At 67.2% G+C, this 15,431-nt stretch carries 21 protein-coding genes; 14 read left to right on the top strand and 7 right to left on the bottom strand.

Features of this window, described 5'->3' with window-relative positions; all coding sequences use genetic code 11:
* Nucleotides 1-30: 30 nt before the first annotated feature.
* Genes cbiS through TNEU_RS01480 form a run of 7 tightly spaced genes read right to left on the bottom strand, consistent with a single transcriptional unit; the run spans nucleotide 31 to nucleotide 5,623 of the window.
* Nucleotides 31-1,011, bottom strand: coding sequence for a bifunctional adenosylcobinamide hydrolase/alpha-ribazole phosphatase CbiS (cbiS, locus tag TNEU_RS01510; RefSeq protein WP_012349674.1), 981 nt, complete (start codon nucleotides 1,009-1,011; stop codon nucleotides 31-33).
* The gene (gene cobM, locus TNEU_RS01505; RefSeq protein WP_012349673.1) at nucleotides 998-1,780 is read right to left on the bottom strand and encodes a precorrin-4 C(11)-methyltransferase; all 783 of its coding nucleotides are present in this window, start codon (nucleotides 1,778-1,780) and stop codon (nucleotides 998-1,000) included. Before cobM ends, cbiS begins: the two co-directional genes overlap by 14 nt.
* On the bottom strand, nucleotides 1,765-2,388 hold the full coding sequence (locus TNEU_RS01500) for a cobalt-factor II C(20)-methyltransferase (RefSeq protein WP_012349672.1): 624 nt from the start codon (nucleotides 2,386-2,388) through the stop codon (nucleotides 1,765-1,767). Before TNEU_RS01500 ends, cobM begins: the two co-directional genes overlap by 16 nt.
* Nucleotides 2,379-2,948 carry a precorrin-6Y C5,15-methyltransferase (decarboxylating) subunit CbiT gene (gene cbiT / locus TNEU_RS01495; protein WP_012349671.1) on the bottom strand — a complete coding sequence of 190 codons (570 nt, stop codon included), beginning with the start codon at nucleotides 2,946-2,948 and terminating at the stop codon, nucleotides 2,379-2,381. Before cbiT ends, TNEU_RS01500 begins: the two co-directional genes overlap by 10 nt.
* Nucleotides 2,945-3,970 (bottom strand): cobalt-precorrin-5B (C(1))-methyltransferase CbiD, encoded by a 1,026-nt coding sequence (gene cbiD / locus TNEU_RS01490; protein ID WP_012349670.1) that lies wholly within the window; start codon nucleotides 3,968-3,970, stop codon nucleotides 2,945-2,947. The genes cbiT and cbiD overlap by 4 nt, the downstream gene beginning before the upstream one ends.
* The gene (locus TNEU_RS01485; RefSeq protein WP_012349669.1) at nucleotides 3,957-4,694 is read right to left on the bottom strand and encodes a precorrin-3B C(17)-methyltransferase; all 738 of its coding nucleotides are present in this window, start codon (nucleotides 4,692-4,694) and stop codon (nucleotides 3,957-3,959) included. The genes cbiD and TNEU_RS01485 overlap by 14 nt, the downstream gene beginning before the upstream one ends.
* Complete coding sequence (locus TNEU_RS01480; RefSeq protein ID WP_012349668.1) at nucleotides 4,691-5,623, bottom strand: precorrin-8X methylmutase; 933 nt, start codon at nucleotides 5,621-5,623, stop codon at nucleotides 4,691-4,693. The genes TNEU_RS01485 and TNEU_RS01480 overlap by 4 nt, the downstream gene beginning before the upstream one ends.
* Nucleotides 5,624-5,703: 80 nt before the next feature.
* Here TNEU_RS01480 and cobT point away from each other — a divergent pair, with 80 nt between their 5' ends.
* From cobT to TNEU_RS01410, 14 genes are all read left to right on the top strand, one after another.
* Entirely contained in the window at nucleotides 5,704-6,693 is a 990-nt protein-coding gene (gene cobT, locus TNEU_RS01475; protein ID WP_012349667.1) for a nicotinate mononucleotide-dependent phosphoribosyltransferase CobT, read from the top strand.
* Nucleotides 6,681-6,980: an SAM-dependent methyltransferase gene (locus TNEU_RS10560; RefSeq protein ID WP_148682267.1), complete on the top strand. Its 300-nt coding sequence runs from the start codon at nucleotides 6,681-6,683 to the stop codon at nucleotides 6,978-6,980. The genes cobT and TNEU_RS10560 overlap by 13 nt, the downstream gene beginning before the upstream one ends.
* Nucleotides 6,962-7,285 (top strand): SAM-dependent methyltransferase, encoded by a 324-nt coding sequence (locus tag TNEU_RS10555; RefSeq protein WP_148682266.1) that lies wholly within the window; start codon nucleotides 6,962-6,964, stop codon nucleotides 7,283-7,285. Before TNEU_RS10560 ends, TNEU_RS10555 begins: the two co-directional genes overlap by 19 nt.
* Before the next feature lie 19 nt (nucleotides 7,286-7,304).
* The gene (locus tag TNEU_RS01460; protein WP_012349666.1) at nucleotides 7,305-7,523 is read left to right on the top strand and encodes a CbtB-domain containing protein; all 219 of its coding nucleotides are present in this window, start codon (nucleotides 7,305-7,307) and stop codon (nucleotides 7,521-7,523) included.
* Nucleotides 7,514-8,122 carry a hypothetical protein gene (locus TNEU_RS01455; protein WP_012349665.1) on the top strand — a complete coding sequence of 203 codons (609 nt, stop codon included), beginning with the start codon at nucleotides 7,514-7,516 and terminating at the stop codon, nucleotides 8,120-8,122. The genes TNEU_RS01460 and TNEU_RS01455 overlap by 10 nt, the downstream gene beginning before the upstream one ends.
* A complete protein-coding gene (gene cbiG / locus TNEU_RS01450) occupies nucleotides 8,116-9,075 on the top strand; it encodes a cobalt-precorrin 5A hydrolase (protein ID WP_012349664.1) in 960 nt (319 codons plus the stop codon). Before TNEU_RS01455 ends, cbiG begins: the two co-directional genes overlap by 7 nt.
* Nucleotides 9,072-9,986 (top strand): aminotransferase class I/II-fold pyridoxal phosphate-dependent enzyme, encoded by a 915-nt coding sequence (locus TNEU_RS01445; protein ID WP_012349663.1) that lies wholly within the window; start codon nucleotides 9,072-9,074, stop codon nucleotides 9,984-9,986. The genes cbiG and TNEU_RS01445 overlap by 4 nt, the downstream gene beginning before the upstream one ends.
* A complete protein-coding gene (locus tag TNEU_RS01440) occupies nucleotides 9,965-10,615 on the top strand; it encodes an adenosylcobinamide-GDP ribazoletransferase (protein ID WP_012349662.1) in 651 nt (216 codons plus the stop codon). The genes TNEU_RS01445 and TNEU_RS01440 overlap by 22 nt, the downstream gene beginning before the upstream one ends.
* Before the next feature lie 20 nt (nucleotides 10,616-10,635).
* A complete protein-coding gene (locus TNEU_RS01435; RefSeq protein WP_012349661.1) occupies nucleotides 10,636-11,496 on the top strand; it encodes a hypothetical protein in 861 nt (286 codons plus the stop codon).
* A gap of 192 nt (nucleotides 11,497-11,688) precedes the next feature.
* Complete coding sequence (locus TNEU_RS01430; RefSeq protein WP_012349660.1) at nucleotides 11,689-12,399, top strand: uroporphyrinogen-III synthase; 711 nt, start codon at nucleotides 11,689-11,691, stop codon at nucleotides 12,397-12,399.
* Nucleotides 12,400-12,787: 388 nt separating this feature from the next.
* The gene (gene thiW, locus TNEU_RS01425) at nucleotides 12,788-13,261 is read left to right on the top strand and encodes an energy coupling factor transporter S component ThiW (protein ID WP_148682265.1); all 474 of its coding nucleotides are present in this window, start codon (nucleotides 12,788-12,790) and stop codon (nucleotides 13,259-13,261) included.
* On the top strand, nucleotides 13,248-13,754 hold the full coding sequence (locus TNEU_RS01420) for a hypothetical protein (RefSeq protein ID WP_012349658.1): 507 nt from the start codon (nucleotides 13,248-13,250) through the stop codon (nucleotides 13,752-13,754). Before thiW ends, TNEU_RS01420 begins: the two co-directional genes overlap by 14 nt.
* Nucleotides 13,751-14,860, top strand: coding sequence for an AAA family ATPase (locus tag TNEU_RS01415; protein ID WP_012349657.1), 1,110 nt, complete (start codon nucleotides 13,751-13,753; stop codon nucleotides 14,858-14,860). The genes TNEU_RS01420 and TNEU_RS01415 overlap by 4 nt, the downstream gene beginning before the upstream one ends.
* Nucleotides 14,832-15,416 carry a hypothetical protein gene (locus tag TNEU_RS01410; protein WP_012349656.1) on the top strand — a complete coding sequence of 195 codons (585 nt, stop codon included), beginning with the start codon at nucleotides 14,832-14,834 and terminating at the stop codon, nucleotides 15,414-15,416. The genes TNEU_RS01415 and TNEU_RS01410 overlap by 29 nt, the downstream gene beginning before the upstream one ends.
* Nucleotides 15,417-15,431 lie beyond the last annotated feature (15 nt).

Genomic DNA, 15,431 nt, shown 5'->3' with positions numbered 1-15,431 from the left:
CCGGGGCTGTACCCCCGCCGGGGGTCTCGGCTAGATGCCGTGTAGTAGCCTGTCGTAGAGTCTAGAGAGCAGGCCTCCGGCTAGGGCCGCGGCTACGTCGTCGGTGTACATGGGCAGTCTGTCTAGGGGCGGGGGCTTTCTCCTGTCGAGCCAGTACATGGCCTGTAGGGCTTTGAAGCCGTTTATGTACTGGGCCAGCGCAACGCCCATTGCCTCGTCTGCCACTATCTTCTTGCTGTCTTGGGCGTGCTCCTGTGGGGTAAGCCCGCGGTGGGTGCCCGAGGCGGCCTTTGCGTCTAGCTCCCCAGCGGCGTAGATGAAGGCCCAGACGTTTGGGTCCTGCAGGAGGCGGCTCAGCATATCCGCCGCGGCCTCCTCCACGCCTTGGGCGCCGGGGACCGGCGCCTGGCGGTAGGCCTCCAGCACAAGCCTCAGGAGGTCGCCGACGCCCACCCCGAGGTACCTCCTGAGCTCTTGGTCCAGGTCGGGGGGCCCCGCCGCCTTTTTCACCGCCTCTTGAACCAGGGCGTAGACCTCCTCGCCCACCTCGGTCCCCAGGCCCATGTATCTGGCCTTGACGCCGCCCGTCGCTATCACGGCGACGGCGTCTGACACGTCGCCGCCCAGCCTTGCCAGGCCCCTCCTGAGGCCCATGTCCACCGCCGCCACGGCCTTCGCCTCGACGGCCAGCCTGTAGACGTCGGCGAGGGCTCTGAGGTCGGGCTCCGCCTGCACAACCACGAGGACGTTTATGGTGTTTCCGAAGCCCGCCGTCGCCACAGCCGCGGCGTATCTCCCCAGGGCGGCCCAGTGGTGCTTCACCACGTCCACCGCGGTGTAGAAGTTGAGGTAGCCGGATACGGCGGCCTCCTCCATCTCTCTACAGGTCATGTGCTTCGCCACCCGCCTGAAGACCGCCCCCTTGACCTCCCTCACGCCCCCGTCCACTGTGCTAGACAGCGCTACGCCGGGCGCCTCTACCCAGAGGGCGCCCTCCTCAACCCTTATCATGTCTAGCCGGGCGGTAGCTGTGGCCGTGGGCTGGGTGGTAGACGGAGCTCCTGGGGATCTCCCTCGGCGCCACGGGCTCCCCCACGATGATGACCGAGTCTCTGGCGATTCGCTCCCTCTTGACCTTCTCGGCGATGTCGGCCAAGGTCCCCCTCACGATCTTCTGGTCGTCCCACGTGGCCCTGTAGACCACCGCCGCCGGCGTGTCCAGCGGCAGACCCCCCGCCGCGAGCTCCCTAACCACCTTGTCGATCACGTGGACCCCCGTGTATATCACAGCCACGGCGCCCTGCTCCCTCATGAACCTCGCCACCTGCTCAAGGCTCCCCCTCATCTCCACCCTAGCCGATGCCCTCGTCAGCACGACAGTCTGCACGTTCTTGGGGATGGTCAGCTCTATTCCCATGACGGCGGCCGCCGCAAGCGCGGCCGTGATGCCGGGGACCACCTCGTAGGGGACCCCGGCCGCTTGGAGGGGGAGCACCTCCTCCCACAGCGCGCCGTATATCCCGCTGTCTCCGGACTTCAGCCTCACCACCAGCTTCCCCTCCAGCGCCTTCCTCACCAGGATGTCCACGATCTCCTCCGTTGTCATGGAGGCGCTGTTGTAAACCTCGGCGTCTCGCCTAGCGTATTTCAGAAGCTCCGGGTTTACTAGAGACCCAGCGTACACCACCACGTCCGCCTGTTGCAGATACTTCATCCCCTTCACAGTGATCAGCTCGGGGTCCCCGGGCCCCGCCCCCACGAAGACTACCTTCCCCGCCATATGTACACGGTGGTGAAGTAGTCCAGCCACGAAACCCTCTCCGATATCTGCTCGCCCTCCATGTAGCACCTCCTGGCGGCGAGCGCCCTCCTCCCAGCCGCCAGCTCGTTGACCAGGTCGACGTTTCTATTCGCCTTCACCACCACCACCACGTCGAACAGCTCAGCCGCCTTCTCCAGCAGATCGCTCCTCGAGGCCGGCACCACCGCCACCGCCTGATCCCCCGACGCCAGCTCCACGCCGGCTCTAGCCGCACACGCCGTGACCGAGGTGACGCCGGGGATGTAGACATACGGCGCCTCCAGATAAGGCTTCAGCTTGGCGAAGGAGCCGTAGAGCGTGGGGTCCCCCAGAAGGGCATAGACGGCGCCATCCCCCAACTCCCTGGCGGATCTGGCGAGGCGGACCGGGTCAGCCCTCCCCATCTCCATCTCGACCACCCTCACCTCGGCCTCCGTGAACCTTCTGACCAACGCCTCGGCGAGGCTCCTCTCCGTGGCCGCCGACGCGGGGACGTACACCACCTCGGCCTCCCTAAGCGCCTCGGCCGCCGCCAGGGTGAGCAACTTGGGGTCGCCAGGCCCTAGGCCGACGACCTTCACGGCCATATGGTCACCACGTAGACGGGGTTTAGAGGGCTCAGCAGGGTGTAGCCGCCCACCCTCCTCCCCCTGGCGATCTGCACAAGCACCACCTCGTGCCTCACCTCCTCGAGGAGGGGGACGAGCCTCGAAAGCGTCTCCAAGGTGGCGACGTCGACCACCAGCCTACCTCCCGGCTTGACGAGGGACAGGGCGGCTTTAACCACGTCGGCGATATCCCTACCGCCTCCTCCTATGAAGACGGCGTCGAAGGGGCCGCCGGCTTTGGCGAAATCGCGGGGGGCCTCCTCCACCTCGGCCTTGACTCTATCCGCTACTCCGAACTTCGCCGCGTTTCTAGCCGTCAGCTCCACCGCCCGGGGGTTCTTATCCATGGCGTATACCCAAGCGCCCATGAGGGCCGCCTCCACTGCCACCGACCCGGTGCCGCACCCCACGTCTAACATCCTATCGCCCGGGCCCACCTTGAGCTTAGAGACGACCACGGCCCTCACCTCTGCCTTGGTCATGGGTATGCCCTCCTCCCTGATGAACTCCTCGTCTGGGATCCCAGGCGCAGGCCTCATGCCCTCGCCGCCAGCTCGCCGCCGTCGTAGAATATGACCACCTCCACGGGCGCCCCGGCGTATTTCGAGAGCCTCTCCTTGGCCCTCCTGGCCACCGCCTCCAGCACGGCGCCGCGGAATACGCCGAGTTTGACCAGCGCCTCCCCCACGCTCGCCGACGCGGCCACCTCCTTCACAACCTCCGGCGGCACCCCCACAGACACCGCCGCGTGCGTCAAAGCCTCTATCCTCCCGTCGCAGTATCTGCTGTGTGTATTCATCGCGCCGGCAGCCACCTTCACGATCTTGGCCGGGAGGCCCGCCACGACGATGGCCCGGAAGCCCAGCGACGCCGCCTCCTTCGCCGCCTCCCCCAGGAGGTCGCCCACCTTCACCACCGCGTTTCCCCACAGGGCTTTGGCGTACTCCACCGCCCTATTCCCCGTCGCAATCACGACGCTGTCTGACACAGCCCTGACGGCCCTCAGCTCGGCTCTCACGTGCTCTATGTAGTCCTCGTCGCTGACCGGCGTCTCGATGCCGGTGGTGCCCAGTATAGACACGCCGCCCACCACCCCAACGTCCCTGTTCATTGTTAGCTCGGCCAACCTCTCGCCCTCGGGCACCTCCACCACCACCTCGCCGCCGGTGAACCCGGCCTCCCTAACCGCCTCCGCTATCATGGCCCTCGGCACTGGGTTAATCGCGGGCTCCCCCGGCGGCACCGGAAGACCCGGCCTCGTCACTACGCCGACCCCCCGCCCGCCTCTTATGGAAACGCCGGAGCCCCCCGGCTTGAAACACGCCTTAACCACAGCGCCGTCTAACACGTCTGGGTTATCCCCAGAGAACTTCCTCACCTCTGCGCAGCTCCACTCCCCCTCCCTGTACACCCTCTCCACGTAGATCTCCAGCCTCAGCCCCACGGGCGTGGGCACCGTGACGGCCTTCGCCTCCACCCCCCTCCAGTGCAGAGCCGCCGCCTTGGCGGCCGCGGCGGCCGCCGCGCCCGTGGTTATCCCGAAGCGTTTAAGGGTAAGCATACTTCCTGTGGTAGCCCCTGGGCGTTATTATGTACCCCTCCCAGATGTAGCTCTCGGAGTTTCCCACGATCACGGTGGTCCTCATGTCTACGGCGTCTACGTCCACCGAATCCAGCGTTGTGACGTAGACCCTCTCCCCCCGCCTATATGCATCCTTCACGACGCCCACCGGCGTCTGGCCGCCTCTCCACCTGGCCACCGCGGCGAGGGCCTCCCGGAGGAGCCCCCTATCTATGGGGTTGTAGAAGGCGATGACGTAGTCCGCCGCCGCGGCGGCCTCAACCCGCCTGAGGATGACCTCCCTGGGGGTCAGGAGGGGGCTTAGGTTTATGAAGGCCACGTCTGACCCCAGCGGCGCCCCCAGCCTCGCCCCAGCCGCTAGAGCCGCGGTGACGCCCGGCACCACCTCCAGGCCGCTGGGCCTCCAGCCGTATCTGCTCAGCATCTCCAGCACAAGCGGCGCCATGCCGAAGATCTCCGGGTCGCCGTCTGAGATCACGGCCACCCTCTTCCCCTCCCTCGCCATCTCCACCGCCACCCGGGCACGGTACACCTCCTGCCGCATCTTAGCGGACACCACCTCCTTCCCCCCAAGCAGATCCTCCACCATCGCGACGTAGGTCTCGTAGCCCACCACCACGTCGCTCTCCCTAATCGCCTCAACGGCGGCTGGGGTGCGGAGCGCCGCCCCTCCCGGGCCGAACCCCACCACCCTGATGCTCATGGCCTCGCCAGCTCGTTGAAGATGGCGGCCGCCACGCCCGACCCTCCGTAGGTGCCCTTGACCACCACGGCTGGGACGCCGCACTTCAGAACCTCCTCCTTGACGTGGACGTTTGTGAAGGCCGGGGGAGCGGCGACGATAAAGGGGATCCCCCTACCCGCCGCGCACTCCTCCACCGCCGCCGCGGCGGCCGTGGGGGCGTTGCCCACCACCACGCCGGCTGAGCCGAATGCGGACAGGAGCTTCTTCACCCCGGCGTAGGCCCTCGTGACGCCCCTCGCCTCGGCCTGCGCCTTCACGGCCACCTCCACCCTCCCGTACCTCAGCCCAGCAGCCGTCATGGAGACGTCGGCCACCACAGGCCCCCCCGCGGATGTCCACTCCAGGACGGCCCTCCTCACATCGCCGGCGATCTCCACGCGCCTAGCCAGCTCCAGGTTCCCCGAGGCGTAGGCGGCCCTCGCCCTCACCCTGTCTCTCCAGTCGCCGAGGTCCAGCCCCAGCGCCTCCGCGACCTTCTCCATGGACTCCTCCTCTATCTCCGCGGGGTCCAACACCGCCTCAGCCTTGCCCCCCAGCGCGGCCTTTATCCTCGTAATTAGGGCGGCGGCCACCAAGGGGGAGTCGCCCAGGGGGGGCGTGACGTAGATCCTCTTTCCGAACCTCTCTGCCCATCTGCCCGGCTCCACCCCCAGCTCCCCCAGGATATCCCTCTGCACGTGGTTGCCGGGGCCTAGGAAGGCCAAGGCGATGACGACGTCGTCGTTTATCTCCCTAACCAAGTCCCTCCAGTTGGGCTCGGCGTATTCGTTGTAGGCCGGGTAAGCCCTCACCCCCAGCGCCTCCTCAACGGCCTTGGCTAAGCCCTCCATTGCCCTGTTGAACTGGGGATTCCGCGAGCCGTGGTTCACCAACAACACAACCACCATGGCCCCCCGGCCGTCCCCCATATTTAAATTTTTGGATGTGCATCCACTTAAAATTTAAAAGGGGGGAGAATGCCGCCTCCATGGCCGAGCTGCTGGTCGTGGTTGTGGGGACCACGGACGTCTCGCTGATACCGGGCATATCCATAGCCGGCCCATCCCCCGAGGCCACCCACTACACGCCGGCTCTCGACGTGGAGTACCTACTCACAGGCCGGCCGAAGACGCTGGACGTGGTGCCGGTCACCCCCGACGGCATACCGACCCCGGCCGTGGTGACTAGGGCGCTGACGGGCGATCTGCCGAAGCTTGTCGTCGACGCCGGTAGCAGAATTCCGCCCAAGATCCCCCGCGTGGTCCTGGGCGGGGTCCCCGGAGGCGACATCAGAAGGGGCGCCATGCCTAGGGAAGCCGCCGAGGAGGTGGCGGCGAACGGGCGGTTGCTGGGCAGGCAACTGGCGCGCTGGGGCAGGGTGGCTATAGGGGAGTCTATACCTGGCGGGACCACCACGGCCATGGCCATCCTCCTGGCCCTCGGCTACGACGCGTGGGGGAGGACCAGCAGCGCCTCGCCCGACAACCCCAAGGAGCTGAAGGCCAGGGTGGTTAAGGAGGCGCTGGCTCGGGTCAAGCCGCCGCTAGACGCCGTCACCGCCGCCTCCGAGGTGGGGGACCCCGTCCACCTGGCCGTGGCCTCCATCGCGCTGGGGGTGGCGGAGGGCGGGGGGGAGGTCGTCCTCGCCGGCGGCACGCAGATGGCCGCCGCCGCGGCTTTGTACAAGGCGCTCGGCGGCGACGTTGAGAGGCTCGCGGTGGCGACGACCCGCTGGATTTTGGAGGACAAGTCGGCGGATTTCCTAGGGCTGATGAGGGAGGTGGGGGTGAGGAGGGTCTACGCGTCGAGGAGCTCCTTCGGCGGCTCGAGATGTAGAGGGCTTAGGGCATACGACAGGGGCTACGTCAAGGAGGGCGTCGCCATGGGCTACGCCCTCTGGCGCGCCGAGTCGTCGGGGGTTGACCCCCTGCCCCAGGTGGAGGCCGAGCTGGAGAGGCTGGGGAAATGCTACACGTAGTGGGGGTGGGGCCGGGCGACCCGGACTACGTCACCCTCAAGGCCTTGAAGACTCTGGAGAGGTGTAGCGCCGTGGCGGGCTGGCGGTCTGTGCTGGATAGGGCGAGGGGCTGGACGCGGGGGGAGCTCGTGGAGCTGACCTACAGAGATCAGGAGGAGAAGCTGAGGCGCCTCGCCGAGAGGTCCAAGTCGGAGGACGTCTGCGTCGTGGTCCACGGCGACCCCACCGTGTCGGACTGGGAGCTGATGGACAGGATACGGGCGCTGGGGTGCCCTTCGAGGTGGTAAACGGCGTCTCGTCCCTAAACCTCGCCCTGGCGAAGATGGGCCTCGACGTGGCCCAGGTGGTCTTCTTTTCTCAACACGCCTCCCGGCCGCAGAGGCTGGAGAGGTGCGGCGGCAGAGCGCTGGCTGTGTTCCCGCCGCTTGACGCCGAGGGGAGGCTTCGGCTTTGGGAGGAGCTGAGGGGGTGCGAGGTGTATCTCCTAGAGAGGCTGTCTCTGCCGGGGGAGAGGGCGAGGAGGGTGGAGAGCGCTGAGGAGCTTGTGAGCGCGGACCCTCTGGCCGTGGTGGTTGCGAAATGTTTAAATTAGGGATTTTTCTCCATCAGATATGTCAAGGGCACAGCTGAAAACCCTGGAAAAGGTCCGGAGGCTCGCGAAGGTTTCCCAAGCGGTTTATCTCTCGGCGTCGGTGATCGGTATCGCCGTGGTGTTCTACCCCGCGGTGCTCAACGCGGCGGTTGGGGGTCTACTGGAGAAGTTGCTACCGCCGGCGGTGTACAACGCCATACACGAGCTGAGGCACCTACTGGGTATCCCATGCCACTGAGGGGGCTCAAGGCCTATTTCATAATAGGCGCGTTGGCCGCCTTGGCCCAGACGGCGTTTCTATACGCCTTCGCGGCGCCGCTGGCGGAGCACCTCCACGTGAAGCTGGCGGTGGAGGAGGCGGAGGAGGAGTACGCGGATTGGGCTATCCCGCTCGTCGCGGTCTTCTACGGCGGAATGCTGGGCGTGGTTTACCACTTCTTCTCCAGGGGGCAGGAGCCGGCGGAGGCCGCCGCCGTCATGTTCTTCGCCATGTCTCTCCTGCCCGGCCTTAAGTGGTTGCCCACCCCACACGGAGTGAGCTACGTTGAGCCCGTTGAGTGGAGGGAGGCGGTCCACGGACTCTACGTCGCCTACAACGTGCTGTCTGCGGCCGCGGTGGCGGGCCTGGTCAAGAGGCCCTACGCCAGGGCGGCCCTCCTCGCCTTGGCTTGGTTGGTCGGGTTCTACGTAGCGCCTCCCTTCACCCTCCCCGAGAAGTACGCCGCCGCCTTGCCGGACCTCCGCGCGTTGCAGGGCCTATCTCTGGCGTCCTGGGGCCTCTTCTGGCTGATCCTGGGGGCCGGGGGGAGGGTGCTGGCTCCGATTAGGAGATGCTAGAGCTGCTCTGGAGAGGCGCCGCCGTGTTCTACGCGGGCGCCGGCCCGCCCCCCGCCGCCGAGAGGCTTGTGGAGGAGCTTAAGGCCAGGGGGGTCCCGGCCCACCTCCTGAACAACGGCATGTTGGCGGAGGCGTGGGGGTGCTACGACGCGTTTATCTTCGTGGAGGCCCTGGGCGGCGTGGTGAGGTTGCTGTGCCCACTGCTGAGAGATAAGGAGCGGGATCCCCCGGTCCTGGTGGTGGAGAGGGAGGGCAGATTCGTCATACCCCTGGTGGGCTCACACAGGGGGGCCAACGAGCTGGCGAGGGAGCTGGCGGAGATGCTAGGCGGCGTGGCGGTGGTCACCACCGCGGTAGACGCCGCGGGCGCCCACCCGGCCGAGGACTTCGAGAGGTACATGCTCTGCGACATGGGCCGCGAGGGCAGGCTCCTGGTCAACAAGGCGCTTAAGGAGGGCAGGCGGGTGTGCGTCGAGGGGGGTAGGCTCCCCCCCTACCTAAGGGGGTACGCAGAAGGCGGCGGCTGCGACGTGGTGATCAAGTTGGGGGAGGGGTGCGGGCCGGGGGAGGTGTGTTGCAGGCCGGCGGCGCTGTATGTGGGCGTGGGGGCGAGGTCCGAGGCGACGCCGGCCGAGGTGGCGGAAGCTGTTAAAAAGGCCTTGGAGGCGGTGGGCGTGGGCTTGGATCGGGTCGCCGCGGTGGCGTCGATAAAGCCCGTGGCGCTCAAGGCGGCGGAGGCGCTAGGCGTCAAAGCGGTGTTGTACAGCCCAGAGGAGCTGAGGGAGGGCGCGGCCTCTCCCTGCCTATCGCCGCCCAGCCAGAAGGCCCTTGAGGCCGTGGGTCTCCCAGGGGTCGCCGAGCTGGCGGCGCTTAAGGCCGCGGGGGAGGGAGGGCGTTTGATCTACCGCAAGAGGGCCGCTGGCGGCGTCACGGTGGCCATAGCCGCGAGATGACTCACGGCGGCTCTACCTGGGCCGAGGAGGTCCGCTATGACTTTTCGGACAACTCCAACCCCATAGGACCGCCCCCCGGGCTCGAGGAGGCCCTTGTCCAGGCGGCTGGGCGGGGGGTCCACGGGAGGTTCCCCGCGCACCTCGCCGAGGAGGTGCTCCGAGAGTACGAGGGGGTTGAGGTGACTCTCTTCAATGGGGCGACGGAGGCCCTGCTCTATGCCCTACTCGACCTAAAGCCCCGTAGGCTGTTGGTGGCGTGGCCCAGCTACGGCGACTACGAGCGGGTTGCCCGCCTCCTGGGCGTCCCCTCGGTGAGGGCGCCCCCGCCCCTCCTGGAGAAGGCGGCGCGGCCCGGCGACGTCGCCATCCTCTGCAACCCCAACAACCCCACCGGCTTCTACATGCCGAGAGACGCCGTCCTCGACCTCGCCAGGGGGCTGAGGAGGAGGGGGGCCTCCCTCCTCGTGGACGAGTCCTTCCTGGAATTCGCGGGGGGCCAGTCGGTGGCTCCTGAGCTACCAGTGGTGAAGTCCTACGGCAAGTTCCTAGCAACGCCGGGCTTGAGAATCGGCGCCCTTCTGTACAAACACAGGGACCCCCCTCCATGGAGGATAAACAGCCTAGCCGACTACGCGATATACCACACTGGGGCTGAGCGCCTCCGCGCCCACAGGGGGAGGACCGCGGCCTACGTGGGGGAGGAGGGGGCTAGAGTGCGGGCCGCCATCTCCAGGTGCGTGAAGAGCCTCCCCACGTCTGTCCACTTCCAGGTCGTGTTTGGGCCGCCTCCCCCCGGCGTGAAGGTGAGGCCCCTCTGGGACAAGGGGATAGCGGGGTTTAGATACTCGCTGAGGGGTCCCTCCGAAAACGACGTGTTGATAGAGGCGGTATGCGGTGCCTCAAGGCGGTAGTGGCCTTCTTCACCGCCTTCCCCGTCGGCGGGGCTGAGCTGGACTTCTCCTGCGTCTGGGCGGCGCCCTATCTGGCGGGGCTGGCGGTGGGGGGCGCCGGGGGGGCCGTCTACCTCCTAACCCACAGCCCCGCGGCCGCCTACGCCGCCCTCCTCCTGGCCACAGGCCTCCACCACCTAGACGGCCTCGCCGACGTGGGCGACGCCCTGATGGTGAGAGATAGGGAAAGGGCGCGGCGGGTGCTGGAGGACCCCAGGAGGGGGGTAGGCGGGATATTCGCGGTGGCGGCCCTCTTCGTCCTGGCGGCCAGCGCTAAGCCGGGGGGGTGGCTGGACTACGTGGCGGCCGACGTCTACTCCAAGGCCTTGACCCTCGCCGTAGCCGCCCCATCGAGGCCGTTCAAGGAGGGCCTCGGCTCGCTGTTTATCGCGGCCGCCCGCCGCCAGTGGCCGGGGGCGTTGCTAGCGCTCGCCGCGGCGGCGTGGCTACACCCGGCGGCTTTCCTAGCCGCCACGGCCCTCTCCCTGGCCTTCTACGCGGCAGCCTACAGACACCTAGGCGGGGCAAACGGCGACCTCATGGGCGCCCTCCTGGAGGTCTCCAGAGCCCTCTACCTCGTAAGCTTATAAAGCTGGGCTCCGCCGGGGTTATGGAGGTGGGCGTGGTGGGCACCAGGGAGCGCCAGCTCGCCGCCATGTTGGTGGGCCTCCTCATCTTAATCGTGGTGGCCGTCGTCAGAGCCGGCGGCGCTACCCCCGCCGCCGCCTTCATCATCGCCGTAGGGCTAGCCCTCTTCCTCGCCTACGCGGCGTACAGCGCAGTGAAGGAGGGGGAGCTGGCCCAGATGGCCGAGAGGGTGATGTCCGGCGGCTTCCAGGGGGAGCCGGCCCTCATCGAGTACTTCGACGAGTGGGACAGGAAGCACCCACGCCGGTGGCTCAACGTGATCAGGGGGGGCGGCCGGGAGGGCGGCTACCTATACGTGTTCGGCGGGGGCTGGTGCTACGGCGTCTTCTCAGGTTACGCCGGGCGGGGCAATCAGGCAGTCGCGGTGGTGGACCCAGCCGCGGCCTGCGCCCCCTCGGGCTCCATTTCGATACAGACCCCCGACGGCGACTACGCCGCGGCCTCGGTGAAGCCGGCGGGGCCTGGGCTTGCCGAGGTGTCCATAACCGCCCACCTGGTGAAAGCCCGCTCAGCTAAGCTGGAGCTGGTGATAGAGACGCCGAGGGGGAGACGCCCAGTGCCGCTGGGGGAGGCCGCCACGACGTATAGAGGCCGCGTGGACTTCCGCGGAGTAGACCGCCCCATCGCCCTCGTCTTCGGCGGCGTCGGAGGGCTTGAGAAGTACTTCAAAACACCCGCCGCGGGGCTAGCCCCCTACGCCAAATACGCCCTAAGACTAACCCTAGACGTCCCCCTTGCTCCCGACGTGCAAACAGAAACCCCAGTGGAGGTCCAGTGCCCAAAACCCCACACATCTCTGCGCCTAGGCACTACCCCCACATAGCAAGTACCCCCGTCCCCTATAAACGCCGTATTTCGTCTTCCGGCGACGTCTTACTCAAGGCGTAGGCTCCTGTCTCCATCGCAGATCCAGATGCTACTGCTTACGCGGCGGTTGGGACGTAATAAACATACGCGGGGGCAAATCTACTAGTAGGCGGCCGGAAGCTTTTAATGGGAAAGCCGGCGCTGTGTCATGCGGCTTGCCGTCACTTCGCCGAGGGCTTTGGAGGCGTTTAGGGCTTTGGCGGCTAGGGCGGGGGTAGAGGTGGTGGAGGCCCCAATGGCTGTGTTGAAGCCGGCGCCTCTAGACGCCGAGGCGGTGGTGCGGGCGCTGGAGGAGGCCGACCTGGTGGTTTTTGCGTCGGGGCACGCGGCGTATAGAGCGGCGGAGGCGCTGGGGCCCCTTAGGGATGCGGCGTCTAGGCTGTTGGCCAAGGCCGTTGTGGCGACGGCAGAGGGGAGGAAGGGGGCTGTGATGGTGAAGAACGCCTTTGGGGTAGAGCCCCAGGTCGTTTCTGACACGGTGGAGGGGCTCTCCCTCCCGGGGTGTAGGAGAGCCGCCGTTTTCCACTACGGCTGGAGGGACCCCGAGCTTCTGGCTAAGGTGGCCTGCCCCGCGGCCGAGTTTCAGCCCTACGTGGCCGAGCCCCCGCCGAGGGAGGCCGTGGAGCGTGTCTTGTCCGCAGACGCGGTGGTGTTCACCAGCGCCCTAGCCGTGAGGTACTTCGCCGAGGTTGGCGGGGCAGAGGCGGTGGAGAGGCTCAAGGGGCTTATCGTTGTGGCGGCGGGCCCCGGCGTCTCCAAAGCCCTAGCGGAGCTGGGGGTGCCGCACAAGACCGCCCCCCAGGGTAGGATAGGCCCGCTGGCCGAGTACGCCATCTCGCTTCTGCTGAGCCGGGGCTAGGTTTCTGTTAGAGTTTCCAGCCGGCTAGGGCGGGGCGGTCGACGCCGCCACGCCGCTTCGGTGGCCTAGCGATGCCCAGCCACCGCGACGGCGTGCGCGAATAGTAGGAAGCTTGCCAAGTGGGGACGCGCCTAAGCCTAAAGGCCGGTATCAGGCGATGATGGAAGGGGCCGAGGCGGCCCAGAGCGCCATGGCGACACGTATCGCTGCTTCTTAGACTAGGCGCAACGTTGAAGGCGCCGTGGCCGTCTCCTGCCTTTTCAGCTGTGTTTGACCTCTAGGTGTTGCTTGGATGTTTTGGAGTTGAGCAGTGGATCGTTGTCTGCCTCTGCGGGGGTTTTCAAAACGGCCTGTGGTTATAGTTAAAAATGGAAGTTGGTGGTTGGGCGTGAGGCTGGCGTATGTGGTGGTGTTTACGGGGCTTGGGCTGGCTCTGGCGCCTTTGAACATCCCCATTGGGCCTACCAAGGCCTTCCCGGGCCAGCACTTCGTGAACGGGCTGGCTGGGCTTGTGCTTGGTCCTTGGGCCGTGGCGGTTGCGGCGTTGATCTCGGCCATTAGGCTTATGCTGGGGCTGGGCACCGTCTTCGCCTTCCCGGGGAGCATCCCGGGGGCGTTGGTGGTGGGGCTGGCGTCGGTTGTCTTCGGGCGCAGGCCTTGGGTGGTTTTGCTGGAGCCTCTGGGGACGCTCGGCGTTGGGCTACCGCTGTCTATTTACGTTGTGGCGCCGGCGCTGGGGCTCGGCGGGAGGTTCGCCGCCGCTTTGATCCCCGTGGCGCTTGGCTGGGCTCTCTCCACGGGCATCGGCACCGCTGGGGCCTACGCCGCCGCCCTCGCCTTGAGGCGCCTTGGCAAAATATAGCATCTTGATTACGGGGGAGGTGGGGAGGGGCAAGTCGAGGCTTCTGGCGGCTCTCGTGGACGCGGTGGCTTCGCTGGGGGTGGCGGTCACCGTCGTCGACCTCGCGCCGGAGCGGATGGGCGTGGGGGCGAAGCTTCGGCGTTACCTCCGGGAGGGGGTGCGGTACCTCACCGACGACTTTAGAGCCCCCCGGCTTGAGGCGGCGTCGCCGGGGGAGGAGGCGGCTCTGGCTGAGGAAAACGCCGGGAGGGCCGCCGCCCTCTTTAGGAGGTATCTGGAGGACCCCACGCCCGTCCTTGCGGTTAACGACCTCACCATATACTTCCACAGGGGGGACCCCGCCTTGTTTTGGGAGGTCTTCCACGCCGCCCGCCTCTTCATGGCGTCCGCCTACGAGGGGGTCTCTCTTAGGGATAGGGGCAGCGGCATTACGGAGCGGGAGAGGAGGCTTCTGGAGGAGGTGAAGGCCCTGTCGCACGTGGTGGCTCTGTGATATACGCCAGATGCCTCACCGCATACGCCGGCGGTAGACCCGTCGTCAGATGTGCGGATCTGGAGGTGGCTGGGGGGGAGGTGGCCCTTTTGTTTGGCCCAACGGGGGGCGGCAAGTCGGCTCTGGTTAAGGCCATGGCGGGGCTCCTCCCTAGGAAGGGCGAGGTGAGGCTGGAGAGGCCGTACTTCGTCTTCCAAGACGTGGACGTTAACCTCATCGCCACCACGGTCCGGGAGGAGGTGAGGACGGTGTCCTGCGGCGGGGAGGGCCTCCCGGACACGCCCCTGGAGAGGCTCTCCCCCGGACAGAGGCAGCTGTTGTCTGTGGAGCTCGCGGCGCTTTCCCGGGCCGGGGCGGTGGTGCTCGACGAGCCCACCGCCTTCCTCGACCCAGCCTCGGCTAGGGCTGTGAGGGACAGGATTTTTGCGCTGGCGGAGGAGGGCAGGGCTGTCCTGGTGGTGGAACACCGTCTGGAGCTCTTCCTCGACGCCGACAGGCTCTACCTGGTGGAGGGGGGCCGCGCCGCAGAGGTGGAGCTGGAAGACCTCATCGCCAGGAGCGCGGCGGGGGGCTGGGGGCCCTACTTCGTCAGAGGCCGCAGGCCGCCCCTCTACCCCCTTCCCCGCGTCGAGGGGTGCCCGGCGGAGGTTCGGGGGGTCCCCGTGCGGCCGGGCGCCAAGGTGGCTCTGACGGGGCCCGTCGGCTCCGGCAAAACCTACACGTTGCTGGCGCTGGCCGGCGTGGTGAAGCTCAGGGGGACTAGGGGGTGCTCCCCCGTGGGCTACGTGCCTCAGAACCCCTACATGTACTTCACGGCGCCGGACCTGAGAAGGGCGCCGCCTCTGGTGCTTGAGGCGCTCGGCGTGGAAAGGTGGAGGAGCCCCTTCTCGCTCTCCGCCGGCGAGGCGAGGCTGGCCGCGCTTCTCTGGGAGATCTCCAGGTGGCCCCGGCTGCTCCTCGTGGACGAGCCCACGGCGGGGGTAGACAGGAGGTACGCGGAGTGGGTGGGGGAGGTCGTGAGGGCGTACGGGGGGACGGTGGTTTTCGCAAGCCACGATCCTGTGTTTGTCTCAAGATATGCCGACGCCGAGATACGGCTTGGCTAAGCTACTTCTGCTCCTCCTGCTCCCCGCCGGCTGGGAGGCCGTCTTGGGCCTGGCGCCTCTGCTGGCGCTCCACCGGAGGGTCGCGGCGGCGGCGGGCGGCTTCGCCCTGGCTTCCTACCTATCCCTAGCCCTGTTTGTCGGGCCGGGGGAGGCCCTTACCCCCTCCCTCGTCCTCTTCAAAAACCTCGTGGTGCTCGGCCTCCTCTTCCACGCGGTTTCGCCGGGGGAGGTGGCCTGGGCGCTTAGGAGGGCGGGGGTGGGCGGGAGGTGGGCCTACGTGTTGCCCATGAGCCTTAGGGCCTACTCGGTCATCTCGCGGGAGGTGAAGACGTTGTTGGCCGTGGCTAAGGCCCGCGGCGCTAGGGGGCCGAGGGCCGTCCTGGCGTCGGCTCTCCCCCTGGTGGTCTTCGTCTTCGACTACGCCGAGTATTTAGACGTCCAGCTGAGGCAGAGGAGCTTCGAGTGTCTGGCCGAAAGGCCGCCTCTCTACACCAGGTGGGACGCCCTTCTCCTCGCGTCGCTCGTCGCCGCATTAGTTGTACAACACGCTTTTTAACGCCCCAACTCCCTC

This window comes from Pyrobaculum neutrophilum V24Sta (assembly GCF_000019805.1).
GTDB lineage: Archaea > Thermoproteota > Thermoprotei > Thermoproteales > Thermoproteaceae > Pyrobaculum > Pyrobaculum neutrophilum.
Note: the sequence above shows the minus strand (reverse complement) of the source record. Positions and strands in the feature narration are given on the sequence as shown.